The following is a 22696-nucleotide window of genomic DNA, read 5'->3' as shown; positions in this document are numbered from 1 at the left end:
TCCGTCGTCGGCAGCGTCAGATGTGTATAAGAGACAGGGGTCAGGGTGAATCGGCCGTCGTCGGCGACCGTCGGGAACTCCGCCCCGCCGAACAGGTCGTAGAGCGCGCGCCCCGCGAACTCGGGCGCCTCCAGGGTGACCGAGACGGGATTGTGCGCGAACGAGAACACGCACAGCACGTCCTCCGGCTGGTCACCGAAGTGCGTCCCGCTGCCCGCATAGGAGCGCACGAACGCGAGGACCGACTCGTGGTCGGTCGGCAGCACCCGGATGTCGCCCAGGCCGAACACGGGATGCGCCTTCCGCACGTGGATGACGTTGCGGATCCAGTGCAGGAGCGACCGGGACTGGGCGAGCTGCGCCTCCACGTTGACCTGGTTGTAGTGGAACACCAGCGACTGGACGATCGGCAGGAACAGCTTGCCGGGGTCGGCGCTGGAGAAGCCGGCGTTGCGGTCCGGCGTCCACTGCATCGGTGTGCGCGAGCTGTCGCGGTCGGGCAGCCAGATGTTGTCGCCCATCCCGATCTCGTCGCCGTAGTAGAGGAACGGACTGCCGGGCAGCGAGAAGAGGAGGGCGTGCGCCAGCTCCAGCTCGGCCCGCGAGTTGTCGAGCAGCGGGGCGAGGCGCCGGCGGATGCCGATGTTGGCGCGCATCCGCGGGTCGTAGGCGTACCAGCCGTACATCGCCTGGCGGTACTCCTCGCTCACCATCTCGAGCGTCAGCTCGTCGTGATTCCGCAGGAAGACGCCCCACGCGGCGCCTTCGGGGACGTCGGTCGTCTCCGACAGCACCCGGACGAGCTCCCCGGCCTGCTGGGAACGCAGCGCGTAGAAGATGCGCGGCATGACGGGGAAGTCGAACGCCATGTGGCACTCCGGCTCCTCCTCGCTGCCGAAGAACGCGGCGACCTCGCGCGGCCACTGGTTCGCCTCGGCGATCATGATGCGGCCGGGGTACTCCCGGTCCACCCATTCGCGCAGCTTGATGATGAACTCGTGGGTCTTCGGCTCGCCCTCGCCGTTCCCCTCGTCGGACTCGTAGAGGTACGGGATGGCATCCAGGCGGAAGCCGTCGACGCCGAGGTCCAGCCAGAACTTCACGATGGCGTACATCGCCTCGTGGACGGCGGGGTTCTCGAAGTTGAGGTCGGGCTGGTGCGAGAAGAACCGGTGGAAGTAGAACTGCCGGCGGGCCTCGTCGAAGGCCCAGTTGGAGTCCTCGGTGTCGACGAAGATGATGCGGATGTCCGGCCACTTGTCGTCCGTGTCGTTCCAGACGTAGAAGTCGCCGTAGGGACCGTCGGGGTCGGACCGCGACTGCTGGAACCACTCGTGCTGGTCCGAGGTGTGGTTGATCGGCAGGTCGATGATGATGCGCATGTTGCGCTCGTGCGCCTTGGTGACGAGCTCGCGGAACTCGTCGATCGTGCCGAACTCCGGCAGGATCGAGGTGAAGTCCGACACGTCGTAGCCGCCGTCGCGCAGCGGCGACTGGAAGAACGGCGGGAGCCAGAGCGCATCGATGCCGAGCCACTGCAGGTAGTCGAGTTTCGAGGTGAGCCCGCTGATGTCGCCGGACCCGTCTCCGTTGCTGTCGACGAACGAGCGCACCATGACCTCGTAGAACACCGAACGGCGGTACCACTGGGGGTCGAGGGCGAGCCCGGGCAGCGTGATGGGCGCGGTGAAACTCACGGTTCTCCTTCTGGCGGGGGTCCGGGGGAGACGGACGAGGCCGGGGCGGCAGGGTGGTGGAGCGAGTGGTGCAGGCCGATGGTCGAGCGGTGGTGCGGGGATGTTCGCAAGCCGCCGCACTGCGGTGCAAGCGATTGCAACCAGAGAAGTCTAGGACGTGCGGACGGTCGCCTGTCCAGTCCTGCCTAGACTGGACGCGATGACTGTCACCTCACCCTACGCCGACGCCCTGGAGCGCGTGCCTGTGCGCGAGGAGGAGGTCGGCATCCTCGGCTCGACCACCCGGTACTGGGACTACGGCGAGCGGGATGCGGCGACGACGCTGGTGCTCGTCCACGGCTTCCGCGGCGACCACCACGGCCTGGAGCCGGTCGTCGCCCAGCTCGACGGCGTACGGATGGTGTCGCCCGACCTCCCCGGGTTCGGCGCGTCGACGCCGATGACGGAGGCGGCGCACGACATCCACGGGTACGGGAGGTGGCTGCAGGAGTTCGTCGCAGCGCTCGATCTCGGCGGGCGCGTCGTGCTGCTGGGGCACTCGTTCGGGTCGATCGTGGTCGCGGGTTCGCTCGCTGCGCACGCGGGCGAAGACGCGGTGGCGGGCGACGACGCAGGCACGGGCGGTGGCGCCCGGCCGGACGCCGTCGTCCTCGTGAACCCCATCGGGCAGCCCGCGCTCGAGGGTCCGCGCGGCGTGTTCACGCGGCTCGCGATCTTCTACTACTGGCTCGCCGCGGTCCTCCCCGAACGACTCGGCTTCGCCCTGCTCCGGAACCGCCTCATCGTCCGGGTGATGAGCATCACCATGGCGAAGACGAAGGATGCGGCGCTACGGCGCTGGATCCACGACCAGCACGACCGGTACTTCTCGGCGTTCAGCGACCGGCAGGTCGTCCTGGAGGCGTTCCGCGCCTCGGTGTCGCACGATGTGAGCGAGTATGCGGCGCGCATCCCGGAGTCGACCCTGCTTGTGGCGGCCGAGAAAGACGACATCACGCCGGTCGCCGCGGAGTACCGGCTGCAGAGGCTCTTCCCGCAGGCGGAGCTGGTCGTCATCCCGAAGGTCGGGCACCTCATCCACTACGAGACGCCGGTGGATGCGGCCCGCGCGATCGAGCGCTTCCTGGGGGAGCGCTCGTGAGGATCCTCTTCGACTGCCGTTACACCCGGATCGGCCGGCACGACGGCATCAGCCGCTACACGGCCGGCCTCGTCGGGGCCCTGGGGAAACTCCATCCCGTCACGATGCTGATCAACGACCATCGCCAGCTCGACCTGCTGCCCGACCTGCCGTGGGAGATCGTCCCGTCCCCGACCTCCGTCGGAGAGCCGTGGGTCGCGCGCGTCGTCAACAGGCTGCAGCCGGACGTGGTGTTCACTCCCATGCAGACGATGGGCGGTTTCGGGCGGAAGTACCGCCTGGTGCTGACCGTGCACGACCTCATCTACTACCGCCACCCGACCCCTCCGCGCGATCTGCCCGCGTTCGTCCGGGGGCTGTGGCGGCTGTACCACCTGGCGTGGTGGCCGCAGCGCATGCTGCTGAACCGCTCCGACGCGGTCGTCACCGTCTCGGAGACGACGAAGGCGCTGATCGCGGAGCACGACCTGACGAAACGGCCGGTGCACGTCGTCCCGAATGCGGCGGACATGCCGGCGCTCGCTCCCGGGCGCGCGGAGCGGACGGCGCCGGAGACGAAGAGCCTCGTCTACATGGGCTCGTTCATGCCGTACAAGAACGTCGACACCCTGGTCCGTGCGGCCGCGCTGCTGCCGGACCACACTCTCCACTTGATGAGTCGCGTGTCCGATGCCGAACGGCGACGGCTGTCGGAGCTCGCGCCCGGCGCGAGGCTCGTGTTCCACGACGGCGCCAGCGATGCGGACTACGCGGAGACCCTTGCCGCTGCGACCGCACTGGTGTCCGCCTCGCACGACGAAGGGTTCGGCATCCCGCTGCTGGAGGCCATGACGCTCGGAACGCCGGTCGTCGTCAGCGACATCCCGATCTTCCGGGAGATCGGCGGGGATGCGGCACTGTTCTTCGACGCGGATGCGCCCGAGCAGGTCGCCGCGCGGGTGCGGCAACTGGAGCAGGACGGCACGTGGGCGGCGCACTCGGCCGCTTCGCGCGCGCAGGCCCAGCGGTACACCTGGGAGGGCTCGGCCGAACGGCTGCTCGCGGTCCTCACCGAGGTCGCGTCCCGCCGGCGCTGACGCGTATCCCTGGCAGGCGGGCGTCTCATGACGGACGGGCGTCACATCACGGACGCGGTGAAGAGGTCGCGGTCCTCCGGGCCGAGGTTGAAGCGGTCGAGCGTCAGCTCGCCGTCGTCGTACACGAAGCGGTGGACGGAGCCGTTGGGGATCAGCTCGCCCGGCGCCGGCAGCGCGTGATCGGTCACATGGCGCACGAGTGACGAGATGACGCCGCCGTGGCTCACCACGATGACGTTCTCGCCGGGGTGCTGCTCGCCGAGCTCACGCAGGGCGGGAAGCGCTCGGGCGACCACCTCATCCCTCGACTCACGCCCCGGCACGACGGTCCCCTCGGGCCAGCGGGCGAGAATCTGCTCGCCGGTCAGTCCCTCGGCGTCGCCGTAGTTGCGCTCGGCGACCGCAGGCAGCGTGGCCGGCTCGTCGAGGCCGACATGCGCGGCGATGATCTGCGCGGTCTCCAGTGCACGCGAGAGCGGGCTCGCATAGATCGCGTCGAAGCGGCCGCCGGCGAGCGCGCGTCCCGTCGTCTCGGCCTGGGCCCGTCCGGTGCCGTTCAGCGGGATGTCGCTGGAGCCTTGGATGCGCTTGGCGCGGTTCCAGTCGGTCTCACCGTGCCGAACGAGAGAGATGAAGGTCACACGCGTCCTTTCGCTGTCGGACGCGGATCCCTCGTGCCGGTCAGGCCAGCCGCTCGGCGAGCTCGACCAGCGTCTCCGTCGTCCCGCCGTCCAGTTTAAGGGTTGCGCGACCGTCGCCCTTCGTCTGGCCGCGGTTGACGATGACGATCGGCAGCCGACGGCGACGTGCCTCCTCCAGCAGCCGGATGCCGGAGTTGACGACGAGTGACGACCCGGCGATGAGCAGGGCTTCGGCCGAGCGGACCAGCGCGCTGGCCTCGCGGTACTTCTCGGCGGGGACGAACTCCCCGAAGAACACGACGTCCGGCTTCAGGTGCCCGCCGCAGACGGTGCAGTCGGGGACGGTGAACGCGTCGATGTCGCTCACGATCGCGTCGCCGTCCGGCGCGATCTCGACCGCGCCCTCCGCCTCGAGCCACGGATTCGCGGCGTCGATGCGCGCCGTGATCGCCTCGCGGGCGAAGATCTGGCCGCAGACCAGGCAGAGGACCCGGTCCATCGCCCCGTGCAAGTCGACGACCCGGCGCGATCCCGCCTGCTTGTGCAGCCCATCCACGTTCTGGGTGATGACGCCGTTCGCACCACCGGTCGCCTCGAGGCGGGCGAGGGCGCGGTGGCCGTCGTTGGGTCGCGCGGCCGCGAAGCGCCGGTAGCCCAGGTGACTGCCGGCCCAGTAGCGCTTGCGGAAGCGGTCGTCGGAGAGGAACTGCTGGAACGTCATCGGTGTGCGCTGCGGGGCGCCCTCACCGCGGTAATCCGGGATTCCGGAGTCGGTGGAGACGCCGGCCCCGGTCAGCACAGCGAAGCTGCGGCCCGAGAGGAGCTCGACGGCCTGGTCGATGCCGCGCGCCAATTCCGGCGGCAGCGCGGTCGTCAGCGTGGTCACAGGCACCTCCAGATCCTCTCGCAGTCTAAACACCCCAGTTTTCCGATTTGTTTCGGGCGGCTGGATGCGGCGGCCGGATGTGGCTGGATGCGGCGGCCGGATGCGGCCGGATGTGGCGGCTCGATGTGCACCACGGGGCTGCCGGTGCTGGCAGGCTGGTGCATATGCTCGTGCACCGCATCCAGGACCTCGACGCCGATGGCCTCGCCGACTACTCCCGCCTGACCGATGTCGCGCTGCGGCGCGTCACGGAGCCGGCGGGCGGGCTGTACATCGCCGAGTCGACGAAGGTGATCACGCGGGCGCTGGCGGCGGGCCACCGGCCCCGGTCCGTGCTGGTGCAGGAGCAGTGGCTCGCCGACGTCGAGCCACTGCTGGCCGAGTATCCCGACGTCCCCGTCTTCGTCGGCGACGCGGCGGTGCTGGAGCGGCTCACCGGCTATCACCTCCATCGTGGCGCACTGGCCGCGATGCACCGGCCGGTGCTGCCCGACCCGGCCGATCTGCTCCGGGATGCGCGGCGGGTGGTGATCCTGGAGGACATCGTCGACCACACGAACGTCGGCGCGATCTTCCGCTCGGTCGCCGGCCTCGGAGCGGACGCGGTCCTCGTCACGCCGCGCTGCGCCGATCCGCTCTACCGGCGGAGCGTCCGGGTGAGCATGGGCACGGTGCTGCAGGTGCCGTGGACCCGGCTGCCGGAGTGGGATGCGGCCGAGCCGCTGCTGCATGAGGCCGGGTTCGCGATCGCGGCCCTCGCCCTCGCGGACGACGCCGTCACGCTCGACGAGTACGCCGCCGACCCGCCGGACCGCGTGGCCATGGTCTTCGGCGCGGAGGGCGACGGGCTCACCCGGCGTGCGCTCCATGCCGCGGACACCGTGCTGACCATCCCGATGCTGCACGGCGTCGACTCGCTCAACGTCGCCTCGGCGTCGGCCGTGGCGTTGTGGGCGCTCCGCGCGCGTTCTCAGCCGGCGCATCGCTAGTCCCGGCTACTATCCGAGGGTGTCCCAGCAAGTCCTCGCCGATCCGCCGCGCCGTGTCTCGCGGAAGGTGTACCGCCGGCGGCGGTTCGTCGTCTTCGGCATCGTGATCGCCCTGCTGATGGCGTTCGGGTACGTCGTCACCTCACTGGTGGCCCCGGTTCCCGCGACCGCGGCGGCGGTCGCCCACGAGAAGACGCTGGTGCAGCCCGCGGCTCAGCTCGCCTGGCCCGGATACGGCTCTGCCGCGATCGTGGCGCCCGACTATCCGGGCGCGTCCGCCTCGCACGGGAGCACGGCGAGCGTGCCGATCGCGAGCATCACCAAGACGATCACCGCGCTGGTCGTGCTCGAGAAGAAGCCGCTGAACGGCGGCGACCAGGGTCCGGACATCGCCTTCACCCGGCGGGATGTGGACATCTGGAACGGCGTCATCGCAGCCGGCGGGTCCTGGGCGCCGGTGGTCGCGGGGACCTCGCTCACCGAGAAGCAGGCGCTCGAGGCGATGCTGCTGCCCTCGGCCAACAACTACGCCATCTCGCTCGCCAACTGGGCGTTCGGGTCCACCGACGCGTACCTGAAGGCGGCGAACGGCTGGCTCGCACACGAAGGCTTCACGGGAACCAAGGTCGTCACGCCGGACGGGCTCGACCCGGGCAACGTCAGCACGACGAAGGACCTGATCGGGATCGGGAAGCTCGTGCTCGCGTCACCGGCGCTGTCGTCGATCGTCGCGATGAAGAACGCGACCTTGCCCGGCGCCGGCGCGCAGGACAACACCAACGCCCTCCTCGGCTTCGACGGGATGGATGGGATCAAGACTGGGAACACCGACCAGGCCGGGTACTGTCTGCTGTTCTCGGCCCAGGTACCGGTCGGGACCTCGAAGGTCCGGGTGCTCGGTGTGGTGCTCGGCGCCTCCAGCCACGACGAGCTCTGGGCCGGGGTGCAGGCGTTGCTCACCAGCATGAAGAACGGCTTCCACCCGGTGACGCCGGTCGAGAAGGGCCAGGCGTTCGGGACCTACACGACCGCCTGGGGCGTGTCGTCGAAGCTCATCGCGACCGAGACGAAGACGTTCCTGGTGTGGTCGGACACGCCCATCCAGGTCGATCTGCAGACGCGGCCGCTGTCGTCGGGCTTCAAAGGCGACGTCCTCGGCGAGGGCACCTTCACCTTGAACGGGAAGACGGAGACGGTGCCGCTCGCTCTCGCCCGCGATGTGCCGGACCCGGGCTTCGGGTGGCGGCTCGCGCACCCCGGTGGCCTGGGCACCTAGCCGGGCCGGCGGCGTCAGTCGCGGTCGAGCAAGAACGGACCGGGGTCGGGGCGCTTCGGCGTGACGTGGTCGCCCGACGATTGATGCCGGATGCGGCGGATCACCCAGGGGACCAGGAACTCGCGAGCCCACGAGAGGTCCTCGGAGCGGGCCTGGCGCCAGGTCCGCGGCGGGAGCGGCTCCGGCTCGAGCGGCTGGAGGTCGTTCTCCACGTTCAGCGCGGCGAGGACCATGCGCGCGACCGTGTGGTGTCCGAGCGGTGCCAGGTGCAGGCGGTCGGGCGCCCACATCCGCTGGTCCTGGATCTCGGTCAGCGCCCACTGGTCCGCCACGATGCAGTCGTAGCGCGCGGCGACAGCGCGGACGTTCTCGTTGTAGATCGCCACCTTGCCGCGGATGCCGCGGAACACGGGCGAGAAGCCCACATCCACACCGGTGAAGACGACGATGGTCGCCCCGTCCGCCCTGAGCCGCGAGACGGCCTCGTCGAAGAGCAGGGCGATCTGGTCGGGGTCGGTGCCCGGGCGGATGACGTCGTTGCCTCCCGCCGAGATGGTGATCAGGTCCGGGCGGAGGGCGACCGCCGCCTCCACTTGCTCGTCGAGGATCTGCTTGATGAGCTTGCCGCGGACGGCCAGGTTCGCATACGCGAAGTCGTCGGTCTGTCTGCTGAGCACCTCGGCGACACGGTCGGCCCAGCCGCGGTGGCCGCCCGGGCTGCCGGGCTCCGGGTCGCCGATCCCCTCGGTGAACGAGTCCCCGAGGGCGACGTAGCGGGACCAGGGATGCTGTGCAGCGGCCATGCCCCCATTCTGCATCGAACGACTCTGTCAGCGGTCTCGGGTAGATTCGATCCAAGTGGAGACGTCAGCAGCACTCATTCCGGATGAGCCCTTCGAGGAGTCCGAGCGACCCGGCGTGCACGCCGGAAGCTTCGCCGCCGAGCATCTGTCGCCATCGTTCCCGGAGCGCGCGGCGTGGGGGACTGCGGGCAAGCTGCGTGCTTGGCAGGCGGAAGCCCTCGACGCGTACTTCGTTCACGAACCGCGCGACTTCCTCGCGGCGGCCACCCCTGGTGCCGGCAAGACGACCTTCGCCCTTCGACTGGCGACCGAGCTCCTCTCGCGACGTGTCGTCGAGCGCGTCACTGTGGTCGCCCCGACCGAGCACCTCAAGCGCCAGTGGGCGGAGGCGGCGGCGCGGGTCGGGCTGCACCTCGATCCCGACTTCAAGAACTCCGAGGGGCGGTACGCCCGGCACTACCGGGGCGTCGCCGTCACCTACGCGCAGGTGGCGATGCGCCCGAGCCTGCACAAGGACATCACGGAGGCGCGCAAGACCCTCGTGATCCTCGACGAGGTGCATCACGGCGGCGACGCGCTGAGCTGGGGCGACGGGATCCGCGACGCGTTCGAGCGCGCCACGCGCCGGCTCTCGCTCACCGGGACACCGTTCCGCTCGGATACGGCGCCCATCCCGTTCGTGACCTATCTGCCCGACCGCCAGGGCATCCGCACCTCGGTCACCGACTACAACTACGGCTACGGGCGCGCGCTCGAGGACGGCGTCGTCCGCCCCGTGATCTTCATGGTCTACGCCGGCCACATGCGCTGGCGGACCAAGACCGGCGACGAGATGGAGGCGCGGCTCGGCGAGGGCAACACGAAAGACATCACCGCGCAGGCGTGGCGCACCGCGCTCGATCCGCGCGGCGAGTGGATCCCGGCGGTGCTGTCCGCGGCCGACCGCCGCCTCACCGAGGTGCGCAACTCCATCCCGGACGCGGGTGGCCTGGTGATCGCGACCGACCACTACACGGCGCGGGCGTACGCCGACCTGCTGCAGCAGCTCAGCGGCGAGCCGGTGACCGTGGTGCTCTCCGACGAGAAGGAGGCGAGCGACCGGATCGAGGAGTTCGCGAAGAGCGAGTCCCGCTGGATGGTCGCGGTGCGGATGGTGTCGGAGGGTGTCGACGTGCCCCGGCTGGCCGTCGGGGTGTACGCGACCAGCGCATCCACCCCGCTGTACTTCGCGCAGGCGATCGGCCGTTTCGTGCGCGCCCGGCGGCGCGGCGAGACGGCGTCGGTGTTCCTGCCGAACGTTCCGAACCTGATGGCGCTCGCCAACGCGATGGAGCTGGAGCGCGACCACGCGCTCGACCGCGTCACCGACGAGAACGCCGAGGGCGACCTGTGGAACCCCGAGGATGCGATGGTCGCCGAGGCGAACCGGGACGAGCGGGCGTCGGAGGCGTTGACCGAGCAGTTCGCGTTCGAGGCCCTCGGATCGGAGGCGAACTTCGACCGGGTCGTCTACGACGGCAAGGAGTTCGGCGGGTTCGCCGAGCCGGGGACCGACGAGGAGCTGGACTTCATCGGCCTCCCGGGAATCCTTGAACCCGAGCAGGTGCACGAGCTGCTTCTGCAGCGGCAGCAGCGGCAGGCCCGCCGTCACTCGTCGCGGCCCGCAACGGCGGACGGACACCCGCCCGCGCCTCTGCATCGCACGCTGAAGGAGCAACGGCAGCTGCTGAACAGCCTGGTCGGGCTGTACTCCAAGAATTCCGGGGAGCCGCACGGGCTCATCCATGCCGAACTGCGGCGGGTGTGCGGAGGGCCCGCGGTCGCGCAGGCGAGCGTGACCCAGTTGCAGTCCCGGATCGACTTCCTGCGGAAACGGCTGGGCGCTCATTAGGGTCGCCGAACCTTCGTGGCGGCGGCCTGCGGACTTTCCTAGGCTGGGGCCACGAGGCCGAGGTCGAGGGGTCGAGCGGACGAAGGTCGAGCGGACGAAGACCGGGCAGACGAGCTGAAGATGGGGTCGGGCACATGAGCGAAGCGATGGCAGACGGAGCGGCACCGGAGCAGCATCCGGATGAGCCGCACCGTTCGGGACTGGCGCAGCGCCTGAACTGGTTGCGCGCGGGCGTCCTCGGTGCGAACGACGGCATCGTCTCCGTCGCGGCGGTCGTGGTCGGCGTCGCGGGAGCCACCGCCTCCGTCGCCGCGATCGTCACCGCGGGGCTCGCCGCCCTGGTGGGTGGGGCGATCTCGATGGCGCTCGGCGAGTACGTGTCCGTCAGCAGCCAGCGGGACAGCGAGCGCTCGCTGATCGCGAAGGAGCGTCGCGAGCTGGCCGAGATGCCGGAGGAGGAGCTCGACGAGCTGACCGGCCTGTACGAGCAACGCGGACTCTCGGCCGCGACCGCTCGGCAGGTGGCCATCGAGCTCACCGAGCACGACGCTCTGGCCGCACATCTCTCCGCCGAGCTCGGCATCGACCAGGACGACGTGGTCAGCCCCTGGCACGCCGCGCTCGCCTCGGCCGTGGCGTTCACGTGCGGCGCGGTGCTGCCGATGCTCACCATCCTCCTGCCGGCCGACGTGCGGATCCCGGTCACGTTCGTGGCCGTGCTGATCGCGCTTGCGGTCACGGGATACATCGCGGCGTGGATCGGCGGCAGCTCCCGAGTTCGTGCCATGGTACGAGTGGTGGTGGGCGGCGCCCTTGCGCTGGCCGCGACGTTCCTGGTGGGCAGCCTGCTCGGCACACGCATCGGGGGCTAGGGCCGGCAGACCGGCAGAGGCGAGAGGACACGAAGCGTGGTCGATGCAGAGAACACGGTGGACACGGCGGTGACGCCGGTGATGGTGCCCCCGCACGCCTCGCTGCGGAACAAGGCCGAGATCGTCCGGGAGTGGCTGCCCCGCTACACCGGAACGCCGCTCGAGGAGTTCGGCGACCACATCCTGCTGACGAACTTCGGGGACTACGTCCAGCGGTTCGCCGAGTGGTACGGCGCCGAGGTGCGCGGTCTCGACCGATCGATGCCGAACGCGACGGCCGACGGCATCACGATGGTGGATTTCGGGATGGGCAGCCCGAATGCCGCGACGATCATGGATCTGCTGTCTGCGGTGGCGCCGAAGGCGGCGCTGTTCCTCGGAAAGTGCGGCGGGGTGAAACGGAAGAGCCAGCTCGGCGACCTCGTGCTCCCCATCGCGGCGATCCGGGGCGAGGGCACGTCGAACGACTATCTGCCGCCGGAGGTGCCCGCTCTGCCGGCCTTCCAGTTGCAGCGAGCCGTGTCCTCCACCATCCGTGACTTTCAGCAGGACTACTGGACGGGGACGGTCTACACGACCAACCGCAGGGTCTGGGAGCACGACGACACCTTCAAGGAGTACTTGAAGCGGACGCGGTGCATGGCGGTGGACATGGAGACGGCGACGGTGTTCGCGGCCGGCTTCGCCAACCGCATCCCGAGCGGGGCGCTTCTGCTGGTCTCCGATCAGCCGATGACGCCGGAGGGTGTGAAGACCACGGAGAGCGATCGGGGAGTGACGCGCGACTTCGTCGAGGTCCACATCCGCATCGGGGTCGAGGCGTTGCGCCTGGTGCGCCGCAACGGTCGCAGCGTGCGGCACCTCCGGTTCGAGGACGACTGACCGCCCGCGGCATTCGTGACGAATGTTGCGTCGGGCTCGGCGGAACACGACATTCGTGACGAATGCGCGGGGGCTCAACGGAAGTCCCGGGAGACGGTGCGGATGCCCGTGTCGAGCGCCTCGAGCCGGTCGGCCACCACGTTGACCACACCCTCCTCGCTGCGTTCCAGGATGCCGCGGACGATCATCGCCGGCGCCTGCCGGGCCACGCGGCGGTAACGGTTCCACACGCCGACCGGGCACACCACGTTGACCATGCCGGTCTCGTCCTCGATGTTCAGGAAGGTCACGCCGGCCGCCGTCGCCGGTCGTTGGCGGTGCGTGACCACCCCGCCGACCTCGATCCGGCGGCCGGACTCGCCCTCGGCGAGGGTGTCCGCAGGACGCACGCCGCGGGAGGCGAGCGCCGGACGCAGGAACCGGATGGGATGGTCGTCGGTCGAGATCCCGGTCGCCCACAGGTCGCTGGCGAGCTGCTCCGCGGGGGAGAGCATCGGCAGCAGCGGCGGCTGCACGGTGATCGCCGTGCCGGCGAGGAACTCCGGGCGCTCCTGCGCGGCGTTGCCGGCCTCCCAGATCGCCTGCCGTCTGCTCAGGTCGAAGCCCTCGAATGCACCGGCCGCGGCGAGCGCCTCCAACTGGCCGGTGTTCAGGCCCGTGCGCCGGACGAGGTCGCCGAGGTCGCGGTACGGGCCGTACGCCTCCCGCTCGGCGACGATGCGCTCGGCGAGCTTCTCGCCGAGGGAGGTGACACCGGCGAGTCCCAGCCGGACGGCATGCCCGGCGTCGCGGCGGTGGGCGGCGAAGTCGAGGCGGACGGCGCGGTCGAACGGATCGATCGGCGGCTGCTCGGCCTGCAGGCACGGATCGGAGCCGGTCGGACCGGGATGGGCCTCGTCCAGCGGCTCCAGCAGCGGGAACACGCCCGATCGCTGGATGTCCGGCCGGTGCACCACGACGCCGTGCCTGCGCGCATCGGCGGTGAGCGTGCGCGGCGAGTAGAAGCCCATCGGCTGGGCGCGCAGCAGCGCGGCGAGGAACGCCCCCGGGTAGTGCAGCTTCATCCACGAGCTGACGTACACCAGCAGGGCGAAGCTGATGGCGTGGCTCTCCGCGAAGCCGAAGTTCGCGAAGGCCTCGATCTTCGCGTAGATCGCGTCGGCGTCATCCCCGGTGATGCCGTTGTGCTCCATCCCGGCGTACAGCTTCGCCTTGAGCGCCTCGATCTTCTCCACTCCGCGCTTGGAGCCCATCGCGCGGCGCAGCAGGTCGGCGTCTTCCGCCGTGCAGTCGCCGACCGCGACCGCCATCTGCATCAGCTGCTCCTGGAACAGGGGGACGCCCAGGGTCCGCTCCAGCACGGGCTCCAGTGCCGGATGCAGGTAGGTGACGGTCTCCTTCCCGAGCTTGCGACGGATGTATGGATGCACCGCGCCGCCCTGGATGGGACCGGGACGGATCAGCGCGATCTCGATCACGAGGTCGTAGAAGCAGCGCGGCTGCAGGCGCGGCAATGTGCCGATCTGCGCGCGGCTCTCGACCTGGAACACGCCGATCGAGTCGGCCCGGCAGAGCATGTCGTACACGCCCTGCTCCTCCTTCGGGATGCTGTCGAGCGTCCACGCCTCGCCGAGCGACGCCTCGATGGTGCGCATCGAGTAGTCGAGCGCCGAGAGCATCCCGAGGCCCAGCAGATCGAACTTGACCAGGCCCATCCACGCGCAGTCGTCTTTGTCCCACTGCAGCACCGTGCGGTTCTCCATGCGGGCGTGCTCGATCGGGCAGACCTCGCCGACGGGCCGGTCGGTGAGCACCATCCCGCCCGAGTGGATGCCGAGGTGCCGCGGGAACTTCAGCACCTGCTGTGCGAGACCCACCACGTCGTCCGGGATATCGTGGTCATCGCTGGTCTGCACAGAGCCCCACGAGTCGATCTGCTTGCTCCAGGCGTCCTGCTGCCCGGTCGAATAGCCGAGCGCCTTCGCCATGTCGCGCACCGCATTCTTGGGGCGGTAGGTGATCACATTCGCGACCTGGGCCGCGTTGTGCCTGCCGTACTTCCGGTAGACGTACTGGATGACCTCCTCACGCCGGTCGGAGTCGAAGTCGACGTCGATGTCGGGCTCCTCCTCGCGCATGCTGGAGAGGAAGCGCTCGAACGGCAGCCCGTACTTGATGGAGTCAACGGCGGTGATCCCGAGCAGGTAGCAGACCGCCGAGTTGGCGGCGGAGCCGCGGCCCTGGCAGAGGATGCCCTGGCCCCGCGCGTACTGCACGATGTCGTGGACGATGAGGAAGTACCCGGGGAAGTCCTTCGCCTCGATCACGTCCAGTTCGCGCTCGATGCGCTCCCTTTTGGCCGGATTGCGGTCGAGGTCGGGATAGCGCTCGGCCGCGCCGCGCCAGGTCAGCTCCCGGAGCCAGCTCATCGGGGTGTGGCCGTCCGGCACCTCCTGTCTCGGCAGGCGGGGCCGGGCGCTGCGGAGGCGGAAGGCCAGATCGTCGGCCACGTCGACCGTCCGTTCGACGGCTCCGGGGTAGCGGGCGAAGCGGCGGGCCATCTCGGCGCCGCTGCGGAGGTGGGCGGCGCCCGCGGCGGGCAGCCAGCCGTCGAGCTCGTCGAGGCTGCGCCGGGCGCGCACCGCGGCGACAGCGGTGGCGAGCGGATACTGCGCAGGGCCGGCGTAGTGGGCGTTGTTGGTCGCGACCGTCGGAAGCCGCAGCCGGGCGGCGATGCGGGTGAGGATGTCATTGTCGGTCGAATCGCGCGGACCGCCCTGGTCGATCAGCTCGACGAGCACGTTGTCGTGCCCGAACAGCTCGGCGAGCCGTGCCACCTCGCGCTCCGCCGCCCGTTCACCGTGCTCGGCGAGTGCCTGCCGGACGTCGCCCTTGCGGCACCCGGTCAGCACCATCCACTCGCCGGCCGCCTGCTCGGCGAGCTCGTCGAGGCGGTAGGCCGGCCGGCCCTTCTCTTCGCCGGCCAGCTGCCCGGCGGTGATCGCTGCGGCCAGACGGTGGTAGCCCTCCTGCCGTCGGGCGAGCACGACCAGGTGGCTGCCCTCCGGATCGGGTTCGCCGTTCTGCGGTTTGGTCAGCGAGAGCGACAGCTCGGCGCCGAACACGGTCTTCACCCGGTCGTAGGCCTCGGCCGCCTCAGCCAGGTGCACGACGCCGTACAGGCCGTCGTGGTCGGTGAGCGCGAGCGCGTGCAGGGTGAGCCGGGTCGCCTCCTCCAGCAGCTCCTCCGGCGAGGAGGCGCCGTCGAGGAAGCTGAAGTTGCTGTGCGTGTGCAGCTCGGCGTAGGGGACAGCATCCTCCGGAGCGTCCGAGATCGGCTGCGGCACATACTTCGCCCGCTTCCGCGACGACGGCCGCTCATCGGCCTGCTGCCCGGTGCGCCGTCCGGAGAGCCTGCGCTCGAACTCGGCCCAGGGAATCGGCGGGTTGTTCCATCCCATCAGCCCCACCCGCCCATCAGTCGTACCGTGCCTCTGCGAACCAGCCGGAGCCGGCGAGGGCGAGCAGCCAAGCGGTCCCGTCGGCGTCGACCAGCTGGAAGCGGTGCATCGCGCGGGAGAGGGAGGCGTCCCACCACCGCTCGCGAACCGGCCACGGACCCGCCCAGGAGTCGACCGGACGCGCATCCGCCGCCTTTCCCGTGGGGGAGAAGCGGGCGATCGGCGCTGTGACGTCGCCACGGTCGGTCACCTCGACCGCGGCGCCCTCCTCCGTCAGCACGGCGACGGGTCGCGGCACCTCGAAGACCGTCGACGGCGCCGGGGCGGGCAACGACCCCGGCCAGGGACGGTCGGCTCGCGCGTGACCAACCGGACGGTCGCCCCACGGCACCAGCACCTGCCGCTCGGCAGGCGCGCGCCCGCCGCCGATCGTGGCCGTGACGACGGCATCGTGCCCGAGCATGCTCTGCACCCGGGTGAGGCCGTGATGGATGCGCTCATCGGCGCCGCCGCCCCACAGGCCGTCTTCGTGGTGGCCGATGTCGTCGACCGCCTCGGGTTCGAGCACCACCCGGGAGATCGGCGACGAGAGCCCCGAGTCGATCGCGCCGGCACCCTGCAACTGCCAGCGCACCCGGTCGACGACGTCGGGCGCCGAGAACAGCCGCGGATGCAACCAGGTGCGCTCGCTGACCCGGCCGGACTCGTCGGTCACCTCCACCCGCAGCGACGTGCACACCAGTCCCGCCTTGGTGAGGCCCGCGACGAACTGCTCCGCGGTGCCGCGCACGGCGAAGGTCACCTGGTCGACCCGATCGAGGGGAGGCTCGAACTCGATGGCCCGGTCGAGCTGCTTCGGCGGCGTCCGCGGCACCACCGCTGTGCCATCCAGCCCGCTGGCGAGGGTGTGCGCGTGCTCGCCGCGTTCACCGAACCGCTCCCGCATGTCGATGCGGGACAGCGCGGCGATGTCTCCGAGCGTGTGCAGGCCGAGCCGGCGCAGCAGCGGTGTCAGCTCGGCCAGACCCGGCTGGGTCAGACCCAGCTGGGCGACGGAGAGTGGCGCCAGGAACGCGGGGGAGCCGCCGGACGGGATGACGCGCACGCGGGCGAGGCCGGTGGAGCGGGCGGCCTGCTCCGCCGCGAAGGGTCCATCGGCGATGCCGACCCGCGGATCCGGCAGCCCCAGCGCCTCCAGGCACCGCAGCAGCTCGGCGGCCGCTTCCTCCTCGCCGCCGTAGTAGCGCGCCGGCCCCCGCGCGCGCAGCACGCAGGTGCCGGGACGCACCGGCTGCACGCCGGGTGTGATCTCCTCGATCGCGGCGAGCACCGGTTCGAACGCGCGCGCATCCAGCACCGGGTCGTAGGGCACCACCTCCAGTTGCGGGCAGCGTGCCTGCGCCTCACGCATCCGCAGGCCACGCTTGACGCCATCGGCGCGGGCCGCGGACGAGCAGGCGAACACCATCCCCTTCTCCACCAGCGCCAGCGGCAGGTCGGCGGCCAGCGCGAGTGACTGCTGTGCTGCGATGACCGGCCAGTCGGGACACCACAGCACGATCGCGCGGGTGACGGCCCTCGGATGACCTCCACTCCCGGTCATCTAGCTCACCGCCTCGAGCCGGGTGGGGCCGGCGGCGCCGAAGCTCTCTGCCCGGAACTGCTCATCCGGGGCAGGCAGCCACAGCTCGGCGGTGCGGCGCGGACCGGTGCCCCCGCGCGGCGCGGCCTCGACCGTCACCCTCCGTGAGGAGAGGTAGCCGTTGCCCGTGCCGAGACCGTCCCACCCGCTGCGCGCGACGGTGAGGGTCGCCTCCACCTGTGGCCAGTCGCCGGCCACGATCAGGGTCGCCTCGCGCTGCCGGAGGCGGGCGGTGAGCCGGGCGACATCGCCGTCTTTCGCGCGGGACGGCGGGGAGACGACGACCACGCTGAGCACGTCGACGACCGCCGCGGTGACGGTCAGCCAGTCGTCGCCGGGATGCGGCACCAGCACGAGCCTCTCGAGGTCGATGCCGAAGCGTCCGGCCGCCTCTGCGCCGAAATCGGGCATCCCGACCACACCGCACCAGGCCCCGGCGGCACTCGGGCCGGCCAGCATGGCCATCAGCAGTGTGGTCGACCCCCGCACCGAGTACGCTGCACCGGCTTTGAGCGCACCACCCGGCAGCAGCGGGAAGAGTGCGGGATGCGTCTGCAGCGTGCGGCTCTCGAGCTTGGTGGCCTGCATCTGCCGGATCCGGGTCTGCAGCTCATGCACCTGCGCGCGGTCGACGACCGGTTCGCTGAGGTGAGGGGCTGCCAGGGTCATGCTTCCATTTTCGAACACATGTTCGAATGGTGCAACTGAAAATCCTGTGTTGTGGAGAACTCCCGCCGCCTCCACGACCCACAATGGAGACGTGCGCGCCACCTACCCCGCCGCGGTCTACCTCTGCCTCTTCGACGGCGGCCGCATCCTGCTGCAGCGCCGCTGCGGGACGGGCTACCGTGACGGCGAGCTGTCCCTCCCCGCCGGACACATCGAGCCGGGGGAGTCCGCCACCGCGGCCGTGCTGCGTGAAGCACGCGAGGAGACCGGCCTCGTCCTCGATCCCGCGCGCGTGCGCCTCGCGCTGGTGCAGCACGGCCGCGCCGACGGCGATACCTACATCGACTTCTTCTTCACCGCGGACCTCCCCGCCGGCGTCCAGCCGATCGTCGGCGAGCCGGACAAGGCATCAGAACTGGTGTGGGCCGAAGCGCAGGCGCTGCCCGAGGATGTCATCCCCGTCATCCGTAATGGGATCGAAGCGCTTCTGCGCGGCGAGACGTACACCGAATACGGCTGGTGACGCCCTACCGGTCCCGACCTCTACCGCCCCTACCGCCCCTGCGGTTCCGTCACGAAGTCGATCAGCTGCTCCACCCGGCCGAGCAACTCGGGCTCGAGGTCGGAATAGGAGCGAACCTGGCCCAGGATGCGCTTCCAGGCACGCGCGATGTCGGCCTGCGTCGCATGCGGCAGCCCGAGCGCGTCGCAGATCCCGTGCTTCCAGGGGACGGATCTCGGGATGCGCGGCCACTCCGCGAGGCCCACCCGCGAGGGCTTGACCGCCTGCCAGATGTCGACGAAGGGATGCCCGACGACGAGCACGTGCGCGCCATACGGGCCGCGCGACACCTGATCCGCGATGCGGCTCTCCTTGGATCCGGCCACGAGATGGTCCACCAGCACGCCGATGCGACGGCCGCGGTCCGGGCGGAACTCGGCGACGATCGCGTCCAGGTCGTCGACACCCTCCAGATACTCGACGACGACTCCCTCGACGCGGAGGTCGTCGCCCCAGACGCGCTCGACGAGCTCGGCGTCGTGACGACCCTCCACGAAGATGCGGCTCGCGCGGGCGACTCGCGCCTTCTGGTCGCCGACCGCGAGCGATCCGGAGGCGGTGCGCGTCGGCCCCTGGGGTGCGCGTGACGGCACTACGAGCCGGACCGGTTCACCGTCGATCAGGAACGAGCCGGTCAGTGGGAACACCCGCTTCTTCCCGAAGTAGTCCTCGAGCTCGACGGTCTGCGCTTCCAGCCGGGTGATCGCCCCGCAGAACCCGGTCGTCGCATCCTCGACCACCAGCTCCTTCACGGCCTCGACGGTGGGCACGACTTTGCGGCCGGCGTTCTTCCAGCCGGTGGCGAGCACATCCGTTCCGTAGCGATCGTCCATCACCCGATGGAGGCTATGCGACGGCGTGCGGGAAAGCCGGAAGGCACGCTGCGCTCAGTCGAAGACCCGCACCAGCCGCCAGGACCGGTCGACCGTGTCGTGCCGGACATCGAACATGTGCGCAATGCCGTCCTCGCTGGTGCCCTGGAAGCGCCAGCCGCCGATCTCGCGTGGAAGGCTGCCGGTCGTGTAACGATGCTCGCCGAATGGCCGCCACCAAGCGCACACCTCCGCCCACACCGTGGGAGTGTCGGACACCCGGTAGCGAGTGGAGCGCCACACCAGCCGCGTGGGGATGCCCTCGTCGGTCGTCCACACGGCGACCGCCTCGTCGATCTCGGTCATGCTGTTCACCTCGCCTGTCGAACAGATGTTCGAAGAACAAGTATAGCCACCGGCCGCCGGCCGGCAATCCCATCCTCACGCCGAACGCCGCCGTCGGATCAGGTGGACCGCCGCCAGGCACAGCATCGCAGTCAGCAGCCCGGCGCCGGTGAACGTCAGCACATCCGTGCCGAGGCCACCGGTGAGGGGGATCAGCGGCACGGGCAACTGCTTGTTCTGGACGTCCGCGAGGGTCACCGTGGTCGAGGCGGCGAGGATGGTCACCGTGATCGGGTTGGGTGCCACCATGAATCCGACCGGCGCCTGGGTCTCCCGCAATTGGTACGTGCCGGGGCCCAGATTGGTGATCCGGAAGGATCCACCGAGCTGGTCCAGATCGGCGCCGGTGCACGAGGACGCCGATTCGGCCACACAGTCCGTCACGGTGATCGCCGGTCCCGCCGGCTTGCCGGCCCCATCCACCGGTGTGAAGGTCCACGCTGCGCCCGGGAGGATGTTCTTGGCGGCCGTCGCATCGGTCTTGCGCCACAGCACGTCGGAGACCGTCACCTCTACGGTCACCGTGCAGAGCGGGTCTTTCGAGCCGAGGAGGCAGTTGCTTCCGGTCGTCGGGGACACCACTGTGTTGACCAGCGTGTGGTCACCGGCATCCGGATTGTTCACAGTCACCGAGTACGTGATCGTCGCCACCGCCGCCGGCGCCAGGCCGCCCGCCCAGGACAGTACTGGAGTCGACCAGGATGCCGTCCCGGTCGAGGCGGACTGATCGCCGTTGTACCGGGCATCCTTCAACACATCCGTCAGATCGTCGGAGAAGGTTGCGTTCGTGTACGACTGCGTTCCGGTGTTCTTCACCGTGATCGTGTACGCGACCTTGTCTCCTGAGTGCGCCGATTGCACGGCGGACACTTTCTTGACGGCTAGTCCGCACTGGGACGGATCAGCCCGGTCGGTGAATTGGGCCACCCCTGTCGTGTTCCCGGCCGGAGCGTCGCTGCCCGCAGTAGAGGTCGTCACTGCGGTCGCCTGGTTGGACACGATCAGAGCGGCTGCCGCATCGCACGCGACGGCGGGTGCCTTGGTCTGGAAACACATTTCCGGTGGAGTGCCCACCCAGCTGATGGCGATCTGCCCGGTGACGACCCCCGCCGCATTGGTCACGCCGTTGACCGTGACGGATGCCGTGATCGAGGTCACCGTTGTAGGAATGGCTGCGAGGCTGAGCGATCCGCCCCGACTCACAGTGACGTTGTCGAATCCGCTGATCACGGCATTGTTCTGGTCTCGCAGGGTGACGGATGAGTTCGCGTAGGTGATGCTGACGAGACCGGGGAGGGTGAGGGTTCCCCATCGGCTGAAGGATGCCGCGCCCGTTCCGCAGTAGTAGCCCTGGGGTGTGACGGTCATCGTTGCCGGAGGGGTCGACGTGCACGTGCCGCCGGTGCTCGCGTTGAAGAAGACGATCTGACCGCCGTCTCCTGTGGCCACCAAGCAGCCGCTCCCGATATCCGTGGCGTCGCGGACCGTGTAGTTGCGCGCGTTGCCGACAAGCGTGAAACCTGCACACGCCGGGACTCTCCCCAGCAGTCCCCAGTTCGCGAAGTCCAAGCAGATCACCTGGTTGCCGTTCGACACGTACACCTTCGTCCCGACGGCGTAGGCGTCTCCCGAGTCATTGGCACCGATCGGGAAGCCGGCGCCCGTTGTGTCATATGGATTGGAGACCGAGGCACCGGTCAAGCTCAAGCACTGCGACGAGGTGCCGATACCGTTCACGAGGGTGCAGATACCCGTCAGAGCGCCGGATTTGCTGAGAATGGGAGCGAACGGGGTTCCCTTGTTCGCTGTCGGAAGCGATGAATTGATCGGCCAGGATCCGGGGCATAGAGCCCCTGTGGTCGTGTTGAAGCAGAAGGTCTGCCAGGGGTTCGTCGACGCTTGTCGCACGCTGGCGAACACGTAGTCGCCGAAGGCGGAAGAAGTGAAGTGGGTCGAGGTGGTCACCCCAGCCCCACGGAGAGTGGCCCCCGCGCAGGCGACCATCGTCGGAGTGGTGCAGAGAAGGATGGCCTGACTGCTGGCGTGCACCGCTGCGCTGTAGGTGTTTCCGTTGGACGCCGGCAGTCCGGTGCCGTTGATCTGCGCGCCGTAGGTCACGTTGTCCACAGCGCCGCCTGCACGTGCGGTGTATCCGCAACTGGTCGGAGTCGTGGGAGAAAGGTCCAGACAGGAGATTCCGACACTGGAGTTGTCCGTGAGCCCGTTGTACCAGTAGAGCTTGGCGCCCACGAGCCAGGTGCCCGTCTGCTGGGGGTCTTGCCCGCGAAGGGCGTGCCTGTCCCGATCGGCGCGCCCACGGTGGCCGACCAGGACTGCACGTTGCTGTTGGTGGGCCATCCCGGGCATGTGGATCCGCTTGCCTGAGCGCAGAAGACATACGGGCCGGTGTTGTGGTGATACACCGCGTAGACGAGGCTGTTGCGAACCACGACGTTGTAGGCATCGCCGCCGGTCATCGTGATGGTGCCGCGCGGAGGCTCGCTGAATGGGACGGAAAGCTGCTGCGTGCCCTGCGGCGCGATCGTCGCCGTGAATCCGATGCCTGTGGCCGAGGCCGGGGGTACGCCGGTCGTCCATGCCCCTCCGGTCGTGTATTGGGGAGTCACCCCGCCCGCTGCGCTCTGTGCCGGAGGAAGCTGGAGCGAGCCGGCGACGAACGCGCCTGCTTTGCTGAGGTCGTCCTTGAGGTTCACCGATGCGTTCGCACCCGTGTTGTTCTGGTACGGGACGATCCATTTCAGGAGGTCGCCCGGCTTCGCGGTTCCCGTCGCCACACCCTTCGGCGCGTCGGCGGAGGCGGCAGCGGTGCCGTTGGAGGCGTTGCTTCCGGTCGTGTAGATCGTCGACACCGCCGTGGCCGCCGCATCCGAGAAGTGCTGGGGGATGACGATGATGCCGACGAGTGCACCGACTGCGGCGCAGGCCGCCGCCAGCATTGCGATACCCCGACGGCGGTTTCCGCGGGCGGTG

19 protein-coding genes are annotated in these 22696 nt (G+C 69.7%); 8 read left to right on the top strand and 11 right to left on the bottom strand.

Annotated features, from left to right (window positions below):
* Window positions 1–1697, bottom strand: a 1697-nt coding sequence (gene treS, locus ACPYOG_RS06695; protein ID WP_481293462.1) for a maltose alpha-D-glucosyltransferase, incomplete at its 3' end; no start/stop codon positions are given.
* A 199-nt stretch (window positions 1698–1896) separates the two neighbouring features.
* Here treS and ACPYOG_RS06690 point away from each other — a divergent pair.
* Window positions 1897–2838, top strand: coding sequence for an alpha/beta fold hydrolase (locus ACPYOG_RS06690; RefSeq protein WP_481293461.1), 942 nt, complete (start codon window positions 1897–1899; stop codon window positions 2836–2838).
* The gene (locus ACPYOG_RS06685) at window positions 2835–3914 is read left to right on the top strand and encodes a glycosyltransferase family 4 protein (RefSeq protein ID WP_481293460.1); all 1080 of its coding nucleotides are present in this window, start codon (window positions 2835–2837) and stop codon (window positions 3912–3914) included. Before ACPYOG_RS06690 ends, ACPYOG_RS06685 begins: the two co-directional genes overlap by 4 nt.
* Window positions 3915–3955: 41 nt before the next feature.
* Here the strand turns inward: ACPYOG_RS06685 and ACPYOG_RS06680 are convergent, their stop codons facing one another.
* A complete protein-coding gene (locus ACPYOG_RS06680; RefSeq protein WP_090038289.1) occupies window positions 3956–4555 on the bottom strand; it encodes a histidine phosphatase family protein in 600 nt (199 codons plus the stop codon).
* Window positions 4556–4595: 40 nt separating this feature from the next.
* Window positions 4596–5441 carry a Sir2 family NAD-dependent protein deacetylase gene (locus ACPYOG_RS06675; protein ID WP_481293467.1) on the bottom strand — a complete coding sequence of 282 codons (846 nt, stop codon included), beginning with the start codon at window positions 5439–5441 and terminating at the stop codon, window positions 4596–4598.
* 164 nt (window positions 5442–5605) lie between these two features.
* On the opposite strand from ACPYOG_RS06675, the gene ACPYOG_RS06670 reads away from it, so the two are divergent.
* Together ACPYOG_RS06670 and ACPYOG_RS06665 are read left to right on the top strand one after the other, a co-directional pair.
* Window positions 5606–6430, top strand: coding sequence for a TrmH family RNA methyltransferase (locus ACPYOG_RS06670; protein ID WP_481293466.1), 825 nt, complete (start codon window positions 5606–5608; stop codon window positions 6428–6430).
* Window positions 6431–6449: 19 nt separating this feature from the next.
* The gene (locus ACPYOG_RS06665; protein WP_481293459.1) at window positions 6450–7706 is read left to right on the top strand and encodes a D-alanyl-D-alanine carboxypeptidase family protein; all 1257 of its coding nucleotides are present in this window, start codon (window positions 6450–6452) and stop codon (window positions 7704–7706) included.
* A gap of 14 nt (window positions 7707–7720) precedes the next feature.
* Here ACPYOG_RS06665 and ACPYOG_RS06660 read toward each other — a convergent pair whose 3' ends face one another.
* Window positions 7721–8509: an SGNH/GDSL hydrolase family protein gene (locus tag ACPYOG_RS06660; RefSeq protein ID WP_481293458.1), complete on the bottom strand. Its 789-nt coding sequence runs from the start codon at window positions 8507–8509 to the stop codon at window positions 7721–7723.
* A gap of 115 nt (window positions 8510–8624) precedes the next feature.
* Between ACPYOG_RS06660 and ACPYOG_RS06655 the strand changes: the two genes are divergently transcribed.
* From ACPYOG_RS06655 to ACPYOG_RS06645, 3 genes are all read left to right on the top strand, one after another.
* Window positions 8625–10400: a DEAD/DEAH box helicase gene (locus ACPYOG_RS06655; RefSeq protein WP_481293465.1), complete on the top strand. Its 1776-nt coding sequence runs from the start codon at window positions 8625–8627 to the stop codon at window positions 10398–10400.
* 134 nt (window positions 10401–10534) lie between these two features.
* Window positions 10535–11272 (top strand): VIT1/CCC1 transporter family protein, encoded by a 738-nt coding sequence (locus tag ACPYOG_RS06650; protein WP_481293457.1) that lies wholly within the window; start codon window positions 10535–10537, stop codon window positions 11270–11272.
* A gap of 36 nt (window positions 11273–11308) precedes the next feature.
* Window positions 11309–12154: an AMP nucleosidase gene (locus tag ACPYOG_RS06645; RefSeq protein ID WP_481293456.1), complete on the top strand. Its 846-nt coding sequence runs from the start codon at window positions 11309–11311 to the stop codon at window positions 12152–12154.
* A 74-nt stretch (window positions 12155–12228) separates the two neighbouring features.
* Here the strand turns inward: ACPYOG_RS06645 and ACPYOG_RS06640 are convergent, their stop codons facing one another.
* The 3 genes from ACPYOG_RS06640 to ACPYOG_RS06630 are packed head-to-tail and all read right to left on the bottom strand — an operon-like array spanning window position 12229 to window position 17926.
* Window positions 12229–15615 (bottom strand): error-prone DNA polymerase, encoded by a 3387-nt coding sequence (locus ACPYOG_RS06640; RefSeq protein WP_481293455.1) that lies wholly within the window; start codon window positions 15613–15615, stop codon window positions 12229–12231.
* A gap of 16 nt (window positions 15616–15631) precedes the next feature.
* Complete coding sequence (locus tag ACPYOG_RS06635; RefSeq protein ID WP_481293454.1) at window positions 15632–17218, bottom strand: DNA polymerase Y family protein; 1587 nt, start codon at window positions 17216–17218, stop codon at window positions 15632–15634.
* Window positions 17219–17926 carry a hypothetical protein gene (locus ACPYOG_RS06630; RefSeq protein ID WP_090042237.1) on the bottom strand — a complete coding sequence of 236 codons (708 nt, stop codon included), beginning with the start codon at window positions 17924–17926 and terminating at the stop codon, window positions 17219–17221. It abuts the gene before it with no gap.
* 91 nt (window positions 17927–18017) lie between these two features.
* Between ACPYOG_RS06630 and ACPYOG_RS06625 the strand changes: the two genes are divergently transcribed.
* Window positions 18018–18449, top strand: a complete 432-nt coding sequence (locus ACPYOG_RS06625; protein WP_481293453.1) for an NUDIX hydrolase — start codon at window positions 18018–18020, stop codon at window positions 18447–18449.
* Window positions 18450–18478: 29 nt separating this feature from the next.
* Here ACPYOG_RS06625 and ACPYOG_RS06620 read toward each other — a convergent pair whose 3' ends face one another.
* The 4 genes from ACPYOG_RS06620 to ACPYOG_RS06605 all read right to left on the bottom strand — a co-directional run bounded on the left by ACPYOG_RS06620 (window position 18479) and on the right by ACPYOG_RS06605 (window position 22662).
* Entirely contained in the window at window positions 18479–19321 is an 843-nt protein-coding gene (locus ACPYOG_RS06620; protein WP_481293464.1) for a DUF3097 domain-containing protein, read from the bottom strand.
* Window positions 19322–19375: 54 nt separating this feature from the next.
* A complete protein-coding gene (locus tag ACPYOG_RS06615) occupies window positions 19376–19666 on the bottom strand; it encodes a DUF6504 family protein (RefSeq protein WP_481293452.1) in 291 nt (96 codons plus the stop codon).
* Window positions 19667–19741: 75 nt separating this feature from the next.
* Window positions 19742–21832, bottom strand: coding sequence for a DUF7927 domain-containing protein (locus tag ACPYOG_RS06610; protein ID WP_481293451.1), 2091 nt, complete (start codon window positions 21830–21832; stop codon window positions 19742–19744).
* Window positions 21820–22662, bottom strand: a complete 843-nt coding sequence (locus ACPYOG_RS06605) for a hypothetical protein (protein ID WP_481293450.1) — start codon at window positions 22660–22662, stop codon at window positions 21820–21822. The genes ACPYOG_RS06610 and ACPYOG_RS06605 overlap by 13 nt, the downstream gene beginning before the upstream one ends.
* Between the last annotated feature and the right edge of the window lie 34 nt (window positions 22663–22696).

This window comes from Leifsonia sp. HAY1-4F, assembly GCF_056755275.1.
Note: the sequence above shows the minus strand (reverse complement) of the source record. Positions and strands in the feature narration are given on the sequence as shown.